The organism is Pseudarthrobacter sp. (genome assembly GCF_036675385.1).
Taxonomy (GTDB): Bacteria; Actinomycetota; Actinomycetes; order Actinomycetales; family Micrococcaceae; genus Arthrobacter.
Window position 1 is genome coordinate 1 of the sequence record NZ_JAKFFD010000231.1, and the last position, 16,622, is coordinate 16,622.

15 protein-coding genes, 1 tRNA gene and 2 riboswitches are annotated in these 16,622 nt (G+C 63.4%); of the genes, 7 read left to right on the top strand and 9 right to left on the bottom strand.

The window, feature by feature from the left end:
* On the bottom strand, positions 1 to 1,053 hold a 1,053-nt coding region (locus tag V6M49_RS18965), incomplete at its 3' end, for a glycine dehydrogenase (protein WP_442959767.1).
* Between the two features lie 40 nt (positions 1,054 to 1,093).
* A riboswitch (glycine riboswitch) is annotated at positions 1,094 to 1,239 on the bottom strand.
* A gap of 1 nt (position 1,240) precedes the next feature.
* Positions 1,241 to 1,338: riboswitch (glycine riboswitch) on the bottom strand.
* Positions 1,339 to 1,434: 96 nt separating this feature from the next.
* Positions 1,435 to 1,974, bottom strand: a complete 540-nt coding sequence (locus tag V6M49_RS18970) for a TetR/AcrR family transcriptional regulator (RefSeq protein WP_056347303.1) — start codon at positions 1,972 to 1,974, stop codon at positions 1,435 to 1,437.
* Between the two features lie 67 nt (positions 1,975 to 2,041).
* On the opposite strand from V6M49_RS18970, the gene V6M49_RS18975 reads away from it, so the two are divergent.
* The gene (locus tag V6M49_RS18975; RefSeq protein WP_141139544.1) at positions 2,042 to 3,628 is read left to right on the top strand and encodes an MFS transporter; all 1,587 of its coding nucleotides are present in this window, start codon (positions 2,042 to 2,044) and stop codon (positions 3,626 to 3,628) included.
* Positions 3,629 to 3,725: 97 nt separating this feature from the next.
* On the opposite strand, the gene V6M49_RS18980 is transcribed toward V6M49_RS18975, so the two are convergent.
* Positions 3,726 to 4,205, bottom strand: coding sequence for a Dps family protein (locus tag V6M49_RS18980; RefSeq protein ID WP_141139543.1), 480 nt, complete (start codon positions 4,203 to 4,205; stop codon positions 3,726 to 3,728).
* Between the two features lie 212 nt (positions 4,206 to 4,417).
* Between V6M49_RS18980 and V6M49_RS18985 the strand changes: the two genes are divergently transcribed.
* Genes V6M49_RS18985 through V6M49_RS18995 form a run of 3 tightly spaced genes read left to right on the top strand, consistent with a single transcriptional unit; the run spans position 4,418 to position 8,050 of the window.
* On the top strand, positions 4,418 to 5,452 hold the full coding sequence (locus V6M49_RS18985; RefSeq protein WP_332762713.1) for a nitrilase-related carbon-nitrogen hydrolase: 1,035 nt from the start codon (positions 4,418 to 4,420) through the stop codon (positions 5,450 to 5,452).
* Entirely contained in the window at positions 5,449 to 6,474 is a 1,026-nt protein-coding gene (locus V6M49_RS18990; protein WP_332762715.1) for an agmatine deiminase family protein, read from the top strand. The genes V6M49_RS18985 and V6M49_RS18990 overlap by 4 nt, the downstream gene beginning before the upstream one ends.
* Positions 6,475 to 6,487: 13 nt before the next feature.
* A complete protein-coding gene (locus V6M49_RS18995; protein WP_141139540.1) occupies positions 6,488 to 8,050 on the top strand; it encodes an APC family permease in 1,563 nt (520 codons plus the stop codon).
* A gap of 105 nt (positions 8,051 to 8,155) precedes the next feature.
* On the opposite strand, the gene V6M49_RS19000 is transcribed toward V6M49_RS18995, so the two are convergent.
* The 4 genes from V6M49_RS19000 to V6M49_RS19015 all read right to left on the bottom strand — a co-directional run bounded on the left by V6M49_RS19000 (position 8,156) and on the right by V6M49_RS19015 (position 10,545).
* Positions 8,156 to 8,704, bottom strand: a complete 549-nt coding sequence (locus V6M49_RS19000; RefSeq protein ID WP_254750641.1) for an AMIN-like domain-containing (lipo)protein — start codon at positions 8,702 to 8,704, stop codon at positions 8,156 to 8,158.
* A 236-nt stretch (positions 8,705 to 8,940) separates the two neighbouring features.
* Positions 8,941 to 9,243 (bottom strand): DUF4193 domain-containing protein, encoded by a 303-nt coding sequence (locus tag V6M49_RS19005; RefSeq protein ID WP_104063859.1) that lies wholly within the window; start codon positions 9,241 to 9,243, stop codon positions 8,941 to 8,943.
* A 553-nt stretch (positions 9,244 to 9,796) separates the two neighbouring features.
* Positions 9,797 to 10,117: a GYD domain-containing protein gene (locus V6M49_RS19010; protein ID WP_141139538.1), complete on the bottom strand. Its 321-nt coding sequence runs from the start codon at positions 10,115 to 10,117 to the stop codon at positions 9,797 to 9,799.
* Positions 10,114 to 10,545 (bottom strand): arginase family protein, encoded by a 432-nt coding sequence (locus tag V6M49_RS19015; RefSeq protein ID WP_332762721.1) that lies wholly within the window; start codon positions 10,543 to 10,545, stop codon positions 10,114 to 10,116. Before V6M49_RS19015 ends, V6M49_RS19010 begins: the two co-directional genes overlap by 4 nt.
* A 56-nt stretch (positions 10,546 to 10,601) precedes the next feature.
* On the opposite strand from V6M49_RS19015, the gene V6M49_RS19020 reads away from it, so the two are divergent.
* Entirely contained in the window at positions 10,602 to 10,805 is a 204-nt protein-coding gene (locus V6M49_RS19020) for a helix-turn-helix domain-containing protein (RefSeq protein WP_442959763.1), read from the top strand.
* Positions 10,806 to 10,825: 20 nt separating this feature from the next.
* Here V6M49_RS19020 and V6M49_RS19025 read toward each other — a convergent pair.
* A tRNA-OTHER gene (locus V6M49_RS19025) sits at positions 10,826 to 10,900 on the bottom strand.
* Positions 10,901 to 13,047: 2,147 nt separating this feature from the next.
* On the opposite strand from V6M49_RS19025, the gene V6M49_RS19030 reads away from it, so the two are divergent.
* Positions 13,048 to 13,836, top strand: coding sequence for a hypothetical protein (locus V6M49_RS19030; protein ID WP_332762719.1), 789 nt, complete (start codon positions 13,048 to 13,050; stop codon positions 13,834 to 13,836).
* Positions 13,837 to 14,416: 580 nt separating this feature from the next.
* Positions 14,417 to 15,103, top strand: a complete 687-nt coding sequence (locus V6M49_RS19035; RefSeq protein WP_332762720.1) for a hypothetical protein — start codon at positions 14,417 to 14,419, stop codon at positions 15,101 to 15,103.
* Here V6M49_RS19035 and V6M49_RS19040 read toward each other — a convergent pair.
* Positions 15,096 to 16,622, bottom strand: a 1,527-nt coding sequence (locus V6M49_RS19040) for a hypothetical protein (protein WP_442959765.1), incomplete at its 5' end; no start/stop codon positions are given. The two genes, V6M49_RS19035 and V6M49_RS19040, sit on opposite strands and share 8 nt — an antisense overlap.

Below are 16,622 nucleotides of genomic sequence, written 5' to 3' on the forward strand. Positions count from 1 at the left end.
GTAGAACGAGGAAACGATGGCCAGCAGCGCCTGCGCGGTGCAGATGTTGGACGTGGCCTTCTCGCGGCGGATGTGCTGCTCACGGGTCTGCAGCGCCAGGCGGTAGGCGGGGGTCCCGGCGTCGTCCTTGGAGACCCCGACGAGGCGGCCGGGCATGGACCGCTCGAGACCCTTGGCTACGGCCATGTAGGCGGCGTGAGGGCCGCCGAAGAACAGCGGCACACCAAAGCGCTGGGTGGAGCCGACAGCGATGTCCGCGCCCTGCTCCCCGGGAGGGGTGATCAGCGTCAGCGCCAGCAGGTCCGCGGCGACCGTGACGAGGGCGCCGCGTTCCTTGGCAGCCGCGATCACGTCGGCGTGGTTGAAGACCCGGCCCGAGACACCCGGCTGCTGCAGCACAATGCCGTTGATGACGCCGTTGGGCAGGCCCTTGGAGAGGTCGGCGACCTCCACCTCGAAGCCCAGGGCCTCGGCGCGGCCCTTCACAATCGCGATGGTCTGCGGCAGGCAGTCGGCATCGAGGACGGTCTTGCCGTCGCGGGCTTCTTTGTTCTTGTTGGCGCGGCGCATCATCAGCACGGCCTCGGCGACGGCGGTGGCTTCATCGAGCAGCGACGCGTTCGCGATGGGCAGGCCCACCAGATCCTGGACCATGGTCTGGAAGTTCAGGAGCGCTTCGAGCCGGCCCTGGGAAATTTCGGGCTGGTACGGGGTGTAGGCGGTGTACCAGGCCGGGGCCTCGAGGATGTTCCGCCGGATCACCGCAGGCGTGACCGTGTCGTAGTAGCCCTGGCCGATCATCTGCACGGCAGTCTTGTTCTTCGCCGCGAGCTTCCGCAGCTCGGCAAGGACCTCAACCTCACTCAGGGCGTCCTTGAGGCGGAGGGCCGCATCCTGCCGGATGCCGTTGGGGACGGCAGTATCCACCAGCGCGTCCACAGTGCCGTAGCCGACGGCCTTGAGCATGGAGTCGATATCGGCCTGGCGGCGGGCGCCAATATGCCGGTCGACGAAAGTGGCCGAGGCCGAATTAACACTCACAAGGAACTCCATTACTAAGGCGGGCGCAGGGTGCGCCACATCGACTCGGGTTCCTCCCCGCTCTGTCTGGGACCTGAGAGTTTCCGCGCAGCCTGCTTCCGCTGGGCTGCGCTTGCACCGTCGGTGGGCACAGCGGTCCTGACATTCCGGAGTGATCCGGGACGCTTCAGGCGGACGGCCTGCCACTTTCCAGAGTTGCCTGGCCGCGGCGGTACGTGGGCCTGAGAGATTCCTGGGGAGGATTTGCTCCTACGGCGCCTGTTGTACCTGCTAACAGAACTCTCCCGCCGCAGATCAAAGGCATATATTCAGATTTTGTGGCGGCCGCAGATGGTCGCCACGCCGTCCAATTCTCCTACGCCCCGGGCCACCGGGCAAATGAGGTCGGCGGGTTCAGCCGCGAAGCCGCTCCACGGCAGCGAGGAGCTCCTCAATGTCTCCGTGCCTGCCCCTGCCGTCCCCGGTGGTGCCGCTTTCCCACATGGCGTTGAAATACAGCCCGTCCCCCATATACAGCACGGCTTTCGCCATGGCCGTGCCGACGTCGGCCGCGATCAGGTCCAACCATTGCTGCTGGATGGCGGCAAAGCGGCGCCGGGCCTCTTCATGGGCCACTTCAGCCAGGCGCGTGGCGGCCACGAAGGACCGGTCCATGGGCGAGTCGGACCAGAGCGAGGAACGGATGAAGTAGGCCGCCGCACCTTCGGCTGCTGCGGCCATCAGCGCGAGGTCCTCGACGGCCAGTCGGTCCAGCCGCTCCAGCACCGCAGCGATCAGCGCCTCCTTGTTGGGGAAGTGATAGAGCAGCCCGCCCTTGGACACGCCTGCCCGCTTGGCCACAGCATCCAAAGTGGCAGCCCGCTCCCCCACGTCGATCAGGAGTTCTTCAAAAGCGTCGAGGACTGCGTCGCGTGCGACGGGATTTCTGGCCATGGCTTCAATCATGCACGCTCCGGGTCCCGTTTCTTAACTGTACCGTCTGGACGGTATAGTTATCAGCATGACGTTGTCCGCACAGTCCAACCAGAACACCCGAAGCACATCCACCACGGCCGCCGATTTCAGGCCGTCAGGGCCCGCCAAGGCGCCCTGGCGCGATTGGCTCGCGCTGGCTCTGCTGATGTTTCCGGTACTCCTGGTTGCGGTGGACAACACTGCGTTGACGTTCGCGCTTCCGGCCATTGCGAGCAGCCTGGAGACAACCGGAGTCCAGCTGCTGTGGATTGTGGACGCCTATCCCCTGGTGCTTGCCGGATTGCTGGTCGCCATGGGCAGCCTGGGCGACCGGATCGGGCGCCGCCGGCTGCTGCTGGCCGGCAGTGTTGGTTTCGCCGCGGTCTCAGCGGCAACAGCCTTTGCCCCCACCGCGGAGTGGCTGATAGCGGGACGGGCCCTGCTGGGGTTCTTCGGGGCCATGCTGATGCCCTCAACCCTGTCCCTGATCCGCAACATTTTTCCGGATCCAAACCGGCGTCGGCTGGCCGTTGCCATCTGGGCTGCCGGCTTCTCCGGCGGCGCCGCCCTGGGTCCCATCTTCGGCGGGTGGCTGGTGGAGCAGTTCTGGTGGGGCGCCATCCTGCTGGTCGCCGTGCCCATCATGCTGCCCCTGCTGGCGTTCGGCCCTGCATTCATCCCGGAATCAAAAGATCCGCGCCCCGGCCGGGTGGACGTGCCCAGCATCGCCCTGTCCCTGCTGGTAATGGTGCCCATTGTGTATGGCATCAAGGAGCTGGCGACCGATGGTTTCGGGGCCACTCCTGTGGGTCTTGTTGCCTTTGGCCTGGCCATGGGCGTCGTCTTTGTCCGCCGCCAGCAGCGGCTGGCCAGCCCCCTGCTGGACATGTCCCTGTTCGGCAACCGGGTCTTCAGCACTGCCATCACGGCAAACGTGCTGGCCCTGTTCTCCTTCAACGGCTTCATCCTGTTCCTCGCCCAGCACCTGCAGCTCCTGGACGGAATGACGCCGTCGGCCGCCGGAATTGCCATGATCCCGGCACTGGTGGCCACAGTGCTGGCTGGGCTGGCAGTGGTGCCGCTGGTCCGGAAGGTGCGTCCGGGCTTTGTGGTGGCGGGTGGCCTGGCCCTGAGCGCCGCGGGCTACGGAATCGTAGTCTTCGGTGACCACGGCTCCGGGCCGGCCCTCCTGCTGGCCGCGCTGCTGATCCTCGCCCTGGGCGTGGGCACAGCGGAAACCATTTCCAATGACCTCATCCTGGGCTCCGTTCCAGCGGAGAAGTCAGGAGCGGCGGCCGCCATCTCCGAAACGGGCTATGAGGTGGGGTCACTGCTGGGGACGGCGGTGCTGGGCTCCATCCTGACCGCTTCCTACCAGCACAATCTCCGGCTTCCGGCCGGGGTGGAGGAAACGGCGTCGGGCACTGCAGTACACCAGGCGGGTGAAACTCTGGCGGGCGCCGTGGAACTGGCCGCCGGCCTGCCTGCTCCGCTGGCCGAAGCCCTCCGCGGCGCAGCACGCCTGGCGTTTGATTCGGGCGTCCACACCACTGCGGCGATTGCGCTGGTACTGATGGCGGGCGCGGCAGCCCTTGCCGCCGTCGTACTCCGGAAAGTTCCGACGGCGGACTAGGCGCCCGTCTCCGGCAAGCCGGCGAGCGCATAAACAGCGCACGGCGCCGGAAGTCATTCCGGCGCCGTGCGCTTGTGGCCTCACTATGGGCCGGCGACTACTTGGCGTCAGGGGCGGTGACGCTGGCGGAGGCCTTCATGGTCTCGGCGTTCACCATCCACGCGTACTGCTCCAGCTTGGCGATGAATTCATGAAGCAGGTCCGCGGTGGTGGGATCCTCTTCGTCCACTTCGTCATGGACCTTGCGCATGGTGCCCACGGCACCCTCAAGCGCGGCGACGATCCGCTCGATGGCGTCCTTCGTGTTAATGAGGCCTTCGGGGAACTGCGCGAGGCTGGTGGACTTGGCCACGGTGGCACTGCGGCCGTCCGGCAGGGCATGCAGGGCGCGCATCCGCTCGGCCATATCATCCGCGAACTGCCGGGCGGCATCCACGATTTCGTCCAGCTGCAGGTGAAGGTCGCGGAAGTTGGTCCCCACAATGTTCCAGTGGGCCTGCTTGCCCTGGATGTGCAGCTCAATCAGGTCCGCAAGTACGGCCTGCAGGTTATTGGTCAGGGTCGGTGAAGCTTTCATGAATCCTCCTCGATTGGTCCAGTAGTCCCGACGCTATCAGCCGCGGGATCGATCGCGGCAGGCCGAAAGCAAATTTCTCAGTGAGCTTACTAATCTCACGGAGCAAGACAAAAGAATGGAATTCATATAAACCATTGCGCGAAAGCCGTCCACCCTCCATACTAAATGAACGTCATTCATTTAGTGACGGTCGTCTCACTGGAAGTAAGCACATGATTGAAATTTCCTGCCTCGACTCACCCACGTCCCTGGCCCGGACAACGCCGTCCGTCCGCCCTGCCCTGCGGGTGGGCGTTGTGCAGCACCGCTGGCATGCAGACATTGCCGTCCTGCAGGCGGAACTCGATGAAGGAATCGGCCGCGCCGCCAGGCTCGGTGCCACGGTCGTATTCCTCCCCGAACTCACGCTTTCCCGCTACCCCGCGGACACGCGCCCCGAAAATGACACCACGCGCCCTGGCGCGGTGCGGCCCCGGCCGTCGGACACCGCTGAGGACCTGCTCACCGGACCCACGTTCCGGTTTGCTGCCGGGTCGGCCCGCCGCCACGGCGTCGCTGTCCATGCCTCGCTGTACCAGCAGGCACCGAACCCTGACGGCAGCGACGACGGCCTCGGGCTGAACACCGCCATCCTGGTGTCGTCCGAGGGCGAACTGCTCGCCCGCACGCACAAGCTCCACATCCCGGTCACCGCCGGCTACTACGAAGACAAGTTCTTTCGCCAGGGGCCGGCGGCCGCGGATGCCTACGAGGTCCACGCGCCGGCAGAACTGGGCGGCGCCCGGCTGGGCATGCCCACCTGCTGGGACGAATGGTTCCCGGAGGTGGCCCGGCTCTACTCCCTCGGTGGCGCAGAGATCCTGGTCTACCCCACCGCCATCGGCTCCGAACCGGACCACCCTGACTTCGACACCCAGCCGCTGTGGCAGCAGGTCATCGTGGGCAACGGCATCGCCAACGGGCTCTTTATGATCGCCCCCAACCGCTGGGGCAGTGAAGGAACGCTGAACTTCTACGGCTCCTCCTTCATCTCCGACCCCTACGGCCGCGTCCTCGTGCAGGCCCCGCGTGACGCCTCCGCAGTGCTGGTGGCAGACCTCGACCTGGACCAGCGGCGGGACTGGCTGACGCTTTTCCCCTTCCTGTCCACGCGCCGCCCCGATACCTACGGCCGGCTTACGGAACCCGTACGCCGTGACCAGCCGCTCGGCGGCGAAGTCCTCGCATCCGCGCAGGTGACCGCATGAGCACGTGGCTCATGCCCGCCGAGACCGCCCCGCAGGAGAGGCTGTGGATGGCCTTTCCCACCGGCGGCTACACGCTGGGCGACACGGAGGAGGATGCCCACGCTGCCCGGTCCATCTGGGCAGCGGTGGCCAACGCCGCCGTCGAATTTGAGCCCGTCACCGTGGTGGTGCACCCCGACGACGTCGGCATCGCCGCCCGCCATCTGAACCGGAACGTCGAGGTACTTGCCGCCCCGCTCAACGATGCATGGATGCGGGACATCGGCCCCACGTTTGTGCTGGACCAGGACGGGAGCCTCGGCGCCGTCGACTGGGTCTTCAACGGCTGGGGCGCCCAGGACTGGGCGCGCTGGGACAAGGACGCGCTGATCGCCGCCGAAGTCTCGGGCCGTGCCGGCGCCATGCACATCGTGTCCGCGCTGGTCAACGAAGGCGGCGGCATCCAGGTGGACGGCCAGGGAACCGTGCTGGTGACCGAAACCGTGCAGCTGGATCCGGGCCGCAACCCGGGACTCAGCCGCGCCGACGTCGAAGCCGAGCTCGCCCGGACCATCGGCGCAACCCACGTGGTCTGGCTCCCGCGCGGGCTGGCCCGCGACTCGGAACGGTTCGGCACGCGCGGTCATGTGGACATCGTGGCCGCCATCCCCTCCCCCGGCACACTGCTGGTGCATTCCCAGCAGGACCCCCGCCACCCGGACTTCCAGGTGAGCCGCGACATCATCGAGCACCTCCGCACCACGAGGGACGCGGCCGGCCGGGAGTGGACCATCATCGAAGTCCCCGCCCCTGAAGTGCTCTGGGATGACGAAGGCTTTGTCGACTACAGCTACATCAACCACGTCGTGGTCAACGGCGGCGTCATCGCCTGTACCTTCGGGGACCCCAACGATGACAAGGCGCTGCAGATCCTGGCGGAAGCCTACCCCGGCCGGCGTGTGGTCGGCATTGACGCCCGTGAGCTCTTCGCCCGCGGCGGCGGCATCCACTGCATCACCCAACAGCAGCCTGCTGCCTCGTAGAAAGCGCTGGACAATGACTCAAACCACCCGTACGAGCACCCCCGCAAGCCAGCCATCCGGGACCGACCCGGCCGGCTCGGCGCACGGCATCACCGCAAAAGGACTGAAGGGCGGGCAGCTGGGCCTCCTCGCCGTCGTCGTTCTCGGCATTTCCACCATCGCACCGGCCTACACGCTGACCAGCGCCCTGGGCCCCACCGTTAATGAGGCGGGGCTCCAGTTGCCCGTCATTTTCCTGATCGGGTTCATCCCCATGATCCTGGTGTCACTCGCCTACCGGGAACTCAACGCCGATTCCCCGGACAGCGGCACCACGTTCACCTGGGTCACCAAAGCGTTTGGCCCCTGGGTGGGCTGGATGGGCGGCTGGGGACTGCTCGCCGCCAACATCATCGTCCTGTCCAACCTTGCGGGCGTGGCCGTCGATTTCTTCTATCTCTTCCTGTCGCAGCTGACGGGTGCGCCTGAACTCGCGGACCTCGCGGCCAATAAGCCGTTGAACGTCCTGACGTGCTTCGTGTTCGTGGCCCTCGCCGTGTGGGTGAGCTACCGCGGCCTGCACACCACCAAGCTGGTCCAGTACGGACTCGTCGGATTCCAGCTGCTGGTCCTGGGGCTTTTCGTGGCCATGGCGTTTGCGAACTGGTCCACGTCGGAAACGGCCATCCCGTTCAGCTGGGAGTGGTTCGACGTCACCAGGATCGAGACGTTCGGGCAGATCGCTGCCGGCATCTCGCTGTCGATCTTTGTCTACTGGGGCTGGGACGTGTGCCTGACTGTGAATGAGGAAACCGCCAACGGCAAAAAGACGGCCGGACTGGCCGGCACCCTCACCGCCGTCGTTGTCCTGGGGATCTATCTGCTGGTGACCATTTCCACCATGATGTTCGCCGGCGTCGGCGATACGGGGATAGGCCTGAACAACGCTGAGAACCACGAGAATCTCTTCACGGCGCTGGCCTCGCCGATCATGGGGCCGTTCGCCATCCTGATGTCGCTCGCGGTGTTGTCCAGTTCCGCCGCGTCCCTGCAGTCCACGTTCACGTCTCCGTCGCGCAGCCTGCTGGCCATGGCCCACTACGGCGCGCTGCCTGCGCCGTTCAGCCACATCAGCAAGCGTTTCTCGACGCCGGGCTTCGCCACAGTGGCGGCGGGCATCCTGTCCGCTGGGTTCTACGCGGTGATGCATGTGATCAGCGAAAACGTCCTGAACGACACCATCCTGGCCCTCGGCCTGATGATCTGCTTCTACTACGGCCTGACCGCGATCGCCTGCGCCTGGTACTTCCGGAACAGTGTGTTCAGCAGCGTCCGCAACTTCATGCTGCGGCTGCTCTGCCCGGTAGCGGGCGGTGTCGGATTGTTTGTGGTTTTCCTGCAGACAGCCATCGACAGCTGGGCGCCGGAGTTCGGCAGCGGCTCCGAGGTCTTCGGGGTTGGACTGGTCTTTGTCCTGGGCATCGGGATCCTGGCGCTCGGGGCTGTGCTGATGGTGATCATGGCACGCCTCCGCCCGGGGTTCTTCCGCGGCGAAACCATCCGCCGGGACACTCCTGCACTGGTGGTCCCGGAGTAGTTGCCCCACCCACAGCACGGCGCCCTGCCCGGAAAGTCTCCGGAGCAGGGCGCCGTTTTGGTTTCCTGATCTTGCCTCAACGGCGGTTCAGCAGCGAACCGCGGGTCACCAGAAGTGCGCTACATCCACCACCATGCGGGATCCGGATCCGGGGCCGTCCAGGGTGAAGACCCGGAACGGGAGCCGGGCACGGACGCCCAGTCCGATGCTGGTGTAGCCTTCGAAGCTGCCTGCGTAGGCCACCTGCCGGAAGGTCTGGTATCCCGACACGTTCGACAGTTCGGCCTTTGCCGCCGGGCTGTAGGTGACGTTGTAATTGCTGTCATAGGACGGTGCGTTCACAGTTACCTGGAGGAATGCTGAGCCCAACAGTGGGATTTCAAAACCTGAACCGTCCTGGACCACGGTCGGAACGTACTGAACCGTGTAGCCGGCAACAGGGCCGTTGAGATCAACCACCATCCGGTCAAAGCAGTAGTGCTGCCCTGTCCGGACGTTGGTGACGGATGCGGTGCTCATGGCCGGGTCTGATTCAGCCAGCGATCCCCATACGAGTCCGCAATACGATGTGGTTGCCGAGGCGGGCCCCGGAGCCAGGAAACCCAATCCGACAGCCATCAAAATGACTGTCAGCCACGTATGAATCTTTTTCATTGTGGGCCACCCTTCGAGTGATTAGGTAGCTCAAGCGTAGGAGTCTCCAAGGCCACTCAAAAGGGTTGTTGCCGCTTCGGCACGGAACCGTTAATCGGCCTTGGTTCCGGTCACGCGGGCGTAATCCTGAAGCACTTTGCGGGGCCATCGAAACGCTTTTAACACCGTTTCTGCACCCTGCCGTTATGCATAATAACGACGCCGGCGCACCTCACCGGAGTGCCGCCGTCGGCCGTTCAGCCTTCGCACTCGATGCAGTACTTCAGGCCGTTCTTTTCGCGTGCAATCTGGGACCGGTGCCGGACCAGGAAGCAGGATGAGCAGGTGAACTCATCGGACTGTTCGGGAACCACAATGACGGTCAGTTCTTCGCCGGAGAGATCGGCTCCGGGAAGGTCGATGCCTTCGGCGGTGTCGGTTTCGTCGACGTCGATGACTGCGGTCTGGGCACTGCCGCTGCGGGATGCCTGCAGGGCCTCCAGCGACTCGGCGGAAGCCTCGTCGTCAGTCTTGCGTGGAGCGTCGTAATCGGTAGCCATGGCGTGTTCACTTTCGTCGCTGCACGGCACCATTTCAGGCACCTCAGTGAAGCAGTTTAGGTCATTATGCCGCTACTTGGGCAACAGTGTGGCCAACCAGACAGATTTCGTTGGTTCGCCGTCTACAGGATTTGTCCAAGGCGCGGCCGGAACCGTATTGATGCAACCTTGACCGTATCCGGGGGCGAAATCTGAGAAGGCGCCTACAGGATGGATTCGCAGGCCGCTGAGGCCTGCAAAACCCACCCGAGGAGGCCGCTGTGGATACCGCGCTGCCCCTCCCGCCGGCCGACGCGACGCGCCCGCCTGCCGTTCATCCCACCCGGCGGGCGGCCCGCATCGCATCCGGTGCGGCCGTAGCTACCGCAGCTTCGGTGGTCAGGTGGTGCCTACCGGCACTTTCCTGATCCTAAGGGTTGGACGCCGAAACCAGACAGGATTTTTTCGGATATCTCTGAAGGGAACTTGCGGCTCCCTGGTGGGTCCTGCCGGCCGTCCCTTCTAGTGACCGAAGGTTCGACTGGTGCTGCACGAGGCAGCCCAGTCGAAGCCGTTACTGACCAGGGGCCCGGTAGACAGGAGTCTTGCCCACAGCTGCGTCAATATCCTCGGGAGTCATGAGCGGCGTGAGATGAAGGTCCACGGCGCCGGTGGAATTGATCATCAGGGAAAGGGCAACAGCACTCGGCTGATCGGGAACGTCGAAGACCCCAAGGACATCCGTCTCGCCGAACGCGTAGTAGATGCATTCCAGTGATCCCCCAACCGACTCCAAGGCCTTTACAACCGCGTCCCGACGCTTGGACCCACCCTCCTGCATCAGGCCTTTGATGCCCTGACCCACATAATTTGCTTGGAAAAGATACTTAGTCATGGTCGACTCCTGTTCTGCTTTGCCCAGAACACGAACCTATCCGCACGCCCAGAACAGAGGATGAGTGAAGGGTTCTGGAGTTCTCCCCGGCTGGGGTTGTGGGCCGAGTCTAGGCCCTCCCCCGGGAACTGGCAACGGTCGGTTGTACCCACGGTCCAGCCTTCATCCGGCAATGGCAACGAAGCCGGTCGCGGGCTTGTATTCGAGGGGCCGTTCCGGCGCCGTTGCTGGCCCACGGCGTCCGCGGGCCAGCAAGGGCATGGGGCGTAAACCGCCGCGGCTTCCAGCGTTTCGGCGCCTGTTCTCGTCGCTCCTTCGGAGCGGTTCACCATCAGCCCGAGAAGGTCAAAGACCAGAGTCGTTGCCGCGAGAGTGGTGATGTCCGCGTGGTCGTAAGCGGGGGCTACTTCGACGACATCGGCCCCCACGATGTTGATACCGGTGAGGCCCCCCAAGAGGGCAAGCAGCTCACGGGAGTGCAGACATGCAACGGTCCTGGCAGAAGACGGCAACCGCCCTGTTCGCGCACCGGCAGACCACCATTTACCGGATCCGTAAGATCAGTGAGCTGATAGGGATGGACGTGACCGAAACGTCAACCATGGCCCAGCTCTGGTTTGCCCTGCAGATCCATGAGGCGATGGAGGTCGGCGGCAGCGTACCGCTGGATACGCGCCCTCAAGCCTGAACCTGCGGCAGAGACACAATTGGAGCCTCCTGTCGGATTCGAACCGACGACCCCCGCTTTACAAGGCGGGGCGTACCGGTAGATCCCTAAGATGCCCCGAAACGGGTCCTGACCAGCAATCTTGCAACTATTGATTTCAAAACCATACCCGTCAATTCCCTGCAGTTCCTGTTCAAAGCGTGTCGTAAACGTGTCGCATTGGCGAGGGCTACCATAAGGTTCCCGGAGGTCAGGTCGTCCGGGAACAGAGCAGAAGGAGCTCCAACCACACAGAATGCCCTAACTTCGGGACGATGGCCGAAAACGCTTGCATGAAAGGGCGCATCTGCCCCGCGACCGGGCACTCAGCATCCCCGAAGGCCTCGGGCCGCCAGACACGTTCGGCTTCCACATGCGGTGGCCCTGTGCGAGAGCAAACGGCTCCCCTCGGCATCGATGACGACGCAGTGATGGGTTTTGCCGGCGTCGATACCGGCCCGTAGATGCCACACCCGGAGTGGGTCTAGATGTAACTGGCAAGGCCTTACTACCACGCAAATTGCCGCCGCCGCGAAGCCCGGCCAAAGCATCGCCCGCTACCACCTGGCTATCGCCGCCACCACGGAACCGTCCATCCGGGACGACCACTGCAACGCATCCAGCCCACCGCCGGTCACCCGCATCCCCGCAGCCGGGCTGCGAAACCTCAACGACAACCATCGCCCTGTACCGGGCCGAAGGGCGGCTGCCCTTGAGCGAGTCATCCTCTGCGCGGGAGCCTTCCCTAGCCACGTGGCTAACGAGACGCCGGCCAGGACCGCGACCGGGGAGGTCTCTCCCCCACGTAGAGCGACGGCCTTCAGGACATCCCCGGCTGGGAACAGCGCACCCGCACATCCAACAACGAAGCCCTCTGGAAACAACGCATGAACGAACTCACCGCCTACGTGGCCGCCGGGAACGGCTGGCCCGCCACAAACAGACAGACACCGAAGAACGGCTCCTGGGCATGTGGCTGTACATCCAACCCATGAAGGACCGCCACAACCAACTGGCGCCGGACAAAGAAACATAGCTCAACCTGCTCTTCCCGGCTGGCGGAACGGCCGGGACGCGCGGCCGCCCACCCGGTTCCCCCAACATCCGAAATGGACGACAGCCGCGGACCTTGAGCTGCGCCCGGATCCCGCATCGGGCCTTCGGCTGCAGGAGCCGATCACTGACAACTAGGCCCGCTGTGCGTAGCGTGGGGCCATGGGACTCATCTACGACGATCCGAGGATGGCCGCAAGACTCTCACGCGCATCGCAGCCGAGGAGCCGAAGGCCCCACCGAGCTCACTGGACGCATGCATACCGTCGTAGACGACCTGGCGCAGCGCAACCGGCCCCAGTACCTGGCAGAGCTGGTAATAGTCCTGGGGGTCGAACTGGTGAGCTCTTGGATGGAGTATCTTGCCTCTCACGCCGGCTGGCAACCCGCTACAACAGCCGCGTACGGGCCGTCATTGCCGACCCGTGCACTGGTTCACGCGGGACGAAAAGTGGGACACCCGGCGCATGGCGGCCGTGGGCAGCGGTGACCTGGTGAGCCCCGAATACTGGCCCGTCCAGGGTTGGCCTGACCTCGAACTCCGCATTGCGAACGTATTACGTTGCGCCGCGATCCGCCCTCCAGTCAGGGGCTCCTGGAGTCCATCGCCGACGGGTACTAGGTCTCGGTGAGATTGAACTGTCAACCCATCAGCGACGAGACCTGGGAAGGGATCAGGACGGAGTTCGCGTCGCTGCCCGCCTGGAGTAGGTCCGGTGCCGGCTCTCGGAGCCAATGAAAGATCCGGAACCAGTGACGCGGCAGCTCGTACGCGTCTTCATCGGCGAGGGCACTTTCGCCCTGGATTCCAGTTCCTCCCTGGCGACCAGCTCCAACCGACGGTGGTGGACCTTTTTCAGCGCGCCATGGACCCGAAGATCCCGCACAATTGCTGCGCAGTCTGGATGGTCAGCCTGTCCAGACGTCTCGCTGGATCCCGCCCTGTTGACATTTTGGACAGCAGGCCCTCGCCCTTGGAGGACTCCGGCCGGACCTAGACGGGCGACGTAGCGTGGAGCCATGAGTCTTTTCTGCGATCACGCCTGCCTAGCCGCAGTCGTCCTGACCCGGGAGCGGCCGAAGCATCAGATGTCCAGGTGCTCCTGGACATCTGAGATGGGAAACTGGCAGATGCTTCTGTCCAAGCCCAGGACGCAAATACAATGATCTGATGCTGCGCTTCAAACGTTGGTCTTTGGGGGCCCTTCGATGGGTGCTGACGTTGTTGTGGAAAGCCAGCGGGATAGCGCCGGGGTTCTTCATTGGAGCCGCAATGGGCGCCTTTTTTGCCGCCGAGAACTCCGACTGGAGCTTCCTTTGGGGTCCAAAACTTGCCGACGTCCGCCTATGGTTCTTCATCTCAGTCGGACTATGGGTCCTACTTACTGCGACCCGCAGGTGGTGGGATGCCCTAGCAGCGTGGGGCGAAGTCAATTCATCGCTTTTGATCAGACTCTTTGGCGAGTCCGCCCGGTTTGCCGCGGATTCAATAGGGCAACCAAAGGCGAAGCGCGAGGCACGCAGGGACGAGTTAGCGGGGAGAATGGCCGGGTACCTCATTCGTTCGTACCCAAATTTGAAAAACGTAAGAGTCGTGATCTATGAAATGAACGGGGACTCCACCGAACTGACACCACTCCGGTGGGAGGGCCGGCGGCAGCCTTCTGGCCCGTTTGTGAAGGGAGATGGTGGCAGAGGAGACAAAGCCATAGACTTCGTAACCTCAAACGCCCCTTCAAAACTGATCGAGAACACCGAGAAAGCAGATCCGGGCTGGCAGGGTAGCGGGACCGGCTATAAGTCGTACATAGCAGCCCCCATCGCCACAGTCCGAGGTCACTACGGAATGCTGACCATCGACGCAGCGCCAAAGGACGGTCTCACAAAGGAGGATCTAAAGGTTGCAACACTCGCAGCCAACCTACTAAGCGGATCATTCGCCTCAGTCAGGGCAAAATGACAGTCCCCAGCGATACGCTAGTCACCAAGGAGGCGACAAAGTGGCCACACGTAGCAAACGGCAATTAAAGAAGTCTCGGTTCAGGCATCGTCGGACACGTACAAGTGCCTCGCCGAGTAACAAAACGGTCCCTACGAGTGCGTCCGTGACAATCAAGGCTCCAGTGGCGAAGGGATCGATTACCCTCCCCCAACCCCTCGTTTTGCCGGATCTCATGAACGAGACAATTTACAGGAAATATCTCAAAGAGGCCGAAGCTGAAGTGCGCGAAACGCGACGCCAGCAGGCCGCTGGATTCCTTTATCGGGTTTTCCAGCTTTTGCACTAGCTTCCTACTTGCCTGGAACCATCCCTTGGCACTTAGCCGGCACAGATCCCATCGGGCCTGACGTCGAACTCTGCCTTGCGGACCTTCACGTTGCTCCGTGATCCACTCTCCAGCCAGTGCGTCTGGAGGCCATCTGTTTGCGTTTCGGGACTGGGGCGTCCCACCACTCACCACGAACCCCACGGCCCTAGGAATGGGTCTAATGTGTTAATTTCATAGGATGCACGCGGTGTAGCAGGAACAGGGGGCACAATGTTCGCAGCTGAAGTAGAACTCGCGAGCCCCGTCGTGGCCTGGCTGCACGAGAACGGTAGCTCGTGTATTGCGCACGAAGTCGAGGTCGGCGCGGGCATTCCAGACCTTGTTGCCGGCATGGGTCCATCGAGAAAACTCCGCAATCGGCGCCGTCAGGCGGATCCGATCACCGACGCCGTTCAACTTGCCGTCCTGGAGTATTGCCGGACGGCGCGCACCGAAGCCGACCTCCGTTCGTGGGCCCCTCATGGCTTCGCGTCGCTGGCGAAGCGGGCACTCTCGCCATTAGTCGAACGCGCACTCCTCGAGAGTACAGCGAAGGGTTTCCGTGCCCTAAAGCATCCGCTCGATCCTTTCGTGAGTCTGAACGCGGTTGAGTTGAAGCTATCCGCGTCCGAGCGCGGATTCGCGCAGGCGTACTCCTACCGGGTGTTCGCCGACGCGTCCTATTTCGCCGTACCTGCTGGCAAGGTGACTCCCGTGGCCATGGATCGTGCGCGCGAACTCGGCATAGGCCTGCTCGCAGTGCATCCTAGCGCTTGCGAGGAGGTCGTTGAGCCATCCGAGGTCTCATTGGCAACAGCCGGTCGACGACGGGTGGCAAGCGAGCGGGTCCTCGCCGCGAGTCAACGCACGGACGGGCGGATAGCAGGGTCACGCGGCCGCAATTTGGTCTTCAGCTGAGAGCTGCTTCCCAAGCAGTCAGAAACGTAGGCCCCTCGCTTGCAACTCGAGTCGGCGGCAGTGCTCGGTAGGAGACCGTCGCATCCCTGACCCACTCGCGGACAACCGAGATGCGTTGACCGGCGGGCATCGCAGATAGCTCCTCGACCTGCGTTTTTTGCGCTACGAGGTTGTGCTGGAGCAGCAGAACCCGTTCAGCCGTAGTCAACGAATCCAAGTCCGGATTGCTGGCGAGCAGCTGTTTGGCCTCGTGTGTACCGAGTTCCACTAGCTCGGGGTGGTTCGCTTGCCGCATCAGGGCAAAAGTCGACAGCGTAATCAAGTTCAGTAGCTTCGGGACGTAAACACGGTCCAGCGCACGGGTTCCGTCGGTGGTCGCCTCCGGGTGAGGAGCCCCGTTCATGAGGTTGGCAGTGACACCGCTGCTCCACCCGTCGCTACCTAGGGCAAGTAAGAGCAGACCGCTGCTTGCGCGCTTGCCGACCACCACTGTCACGCCGGCGTCACGCATCACTTCGAACAGGTCCCTGAATCCCCGCAAAACGTCCGCGTCTGAAAGTGGCCCAAACGACGGCTGGCTGGTGTGCACCAAAACATGCAAGACGTTCATCGGCTGTCCCGTAAGCTCAGTAAGCAGCTGGTCTCTGGCTACGTCGTTGGCCAGCCAATTGGCATGGATCAGAATTCCGGTCCAGACGATGGGCGGATCCTCAGCAGCTGTAGCGAAGTCGGAAAACACTCGCGCGCACGCAAGGCTCTCCCGGACCCAAGACAGCTCCCCTTCGCCGGCGTAAAAGTACGGCGCGATTGCAATGTCCGGGTTGTCGGCACATGCTGCGTCCCAAACGGTCTGGCACCAGCCTGTCCGTGCGGCATCATCGGCGAATCCAGTTAAGGTTGGTCCCTCCCCGTACGCCAGCTTCTTGTATCCGGCAGGTCTGAATTCCAGGGGGCTGCGGGCAAACTGTGTCGCTGGATCGGCAATGACGAGGGAGGACGCCGCGCGTGCAGCATCGGCGAACTCCGCAGTACGGCCACCAGCCTGCATGTCGATGACGGTCCCAGTCGGTCTTAGCACTGACAGAAAATCGTTCTCCGCCCAATTCTTCGTGAATCCAATATTCACGAAGAATCCGGTGTTGCTTTCCGCAGCAGGGCCAGCGTCTTCCAATGCCGTAGCGGCTCGCTTCAGGTCTGCGATCAACTCGCTTACCTGGAGGTATCGCCGGTGGGGCTGCTTTCGGATCATACGCTCGACCACGTCTGCAACGGCGTTAGGGAGTTCCGGGTCGATGGCCCGGATACTCCGGGGTGACTGCACCGCTGGTGCCACCCAGCAATCCATTATGTTTGGTGCGTAAAACGGCGCCACGCCGGTGAGCAGTCGGTAGCCGATAGCTCCTAGGACAAACTGATCACTTCGCCAATCGCCGTGGGTAGGGGTAGATCCGACCTGCTCCGGGCTCATCCATCCAGGTGTACCGGGCGTGGGCAGCACGGTGAGTGTCTGATCATCGAT

Bases quoted from the DNA above. Each gene is read 5' to 3' on its own strand.
- V6M49_RS18970 (WP_056347303.1), bottom strand. From the start codon at position 1,974: ATGGCCAGAAATCCCGTCGCACGCGACGCAGTCCTCGACGCTTTTGAA.
- V6M49_RS18975 (WP_141139544.1), top strand. From the start codon at position 2,042: ATGACGTTGTCCGCACAGTCCAACCAGAACACCCGAAGCACATCCACC.
- V6M49_RS18980 (WP_141139543.1), bottom strand. From the start codon at position 4,205: ATGAAAGCTTCACCGACCCTGACCAATAACCTGCAGGCCGTACTTGCG.
- V6M49_RS18985 (WP_332762713.1), top strand. From the start codon at position 4,418: ATGATTGAAATTTCCTGCCTCGACTCACCCACGTCCCTGGCCCGGACA.
- V6M49_RS18990 (WP_332762715.1), top strand. From the start codon at position 5,449: ATGAGCACGTGGCTCATGCCCGCCGAGACCGCCCCGCAGGAGAGGCTG.
- V6M49_RS18995 (WP_141139540.1), top strand. From the start codon at position 6,488: ATGACTCAAACCACCCGTACGAGCACCCCCGCAAGCCAGCCATCCGGG.
- V6M49_RS19000 (WP_254750641.1), bottom strand. From the start codon at position 8,704: ATGAAAAAGATTCATACGTGGCTGACAGTCATTTTGATGGCTGTCGGA.
- V6M49_RS19005 (WP_104063859.1), bottom strand. From the start codon at position 9,243: ATGGCTACCGATTACGACGCTCCACGCAAGACTGACGACGAGGCTTCC.
- V6M49_RS19010 (WP_141139538.1), bottom strand. From the start codon at position 10,117: ATGACTAAGTATCTTTTCCAAGCAAATTATGTGGGTCAGGGCATCAAA.
- V6M49_RS19020 (WP_442959763.1), top strand. From the start codon at position 10,602: ATGCAACGGTCCTGGCAGAAGACGGCAACCGCCCTGTTCGCGCACCGG.
- V6M49_RS19030 (WP_332762719.1), top strand. From the start codon at position 13,048: ATGCTGCGCTTCAAACGTTGGTCTTTGGGGGCCCTTCGATGGGTGCTG.
- V6M49_RS19035 (WP_332762720.1), top strand. From the start codon at position 14,417: ATGTTCGCAGCTGAAGTAGAACTCGCGAGCCCCGTCGTGGCCTGGCTG.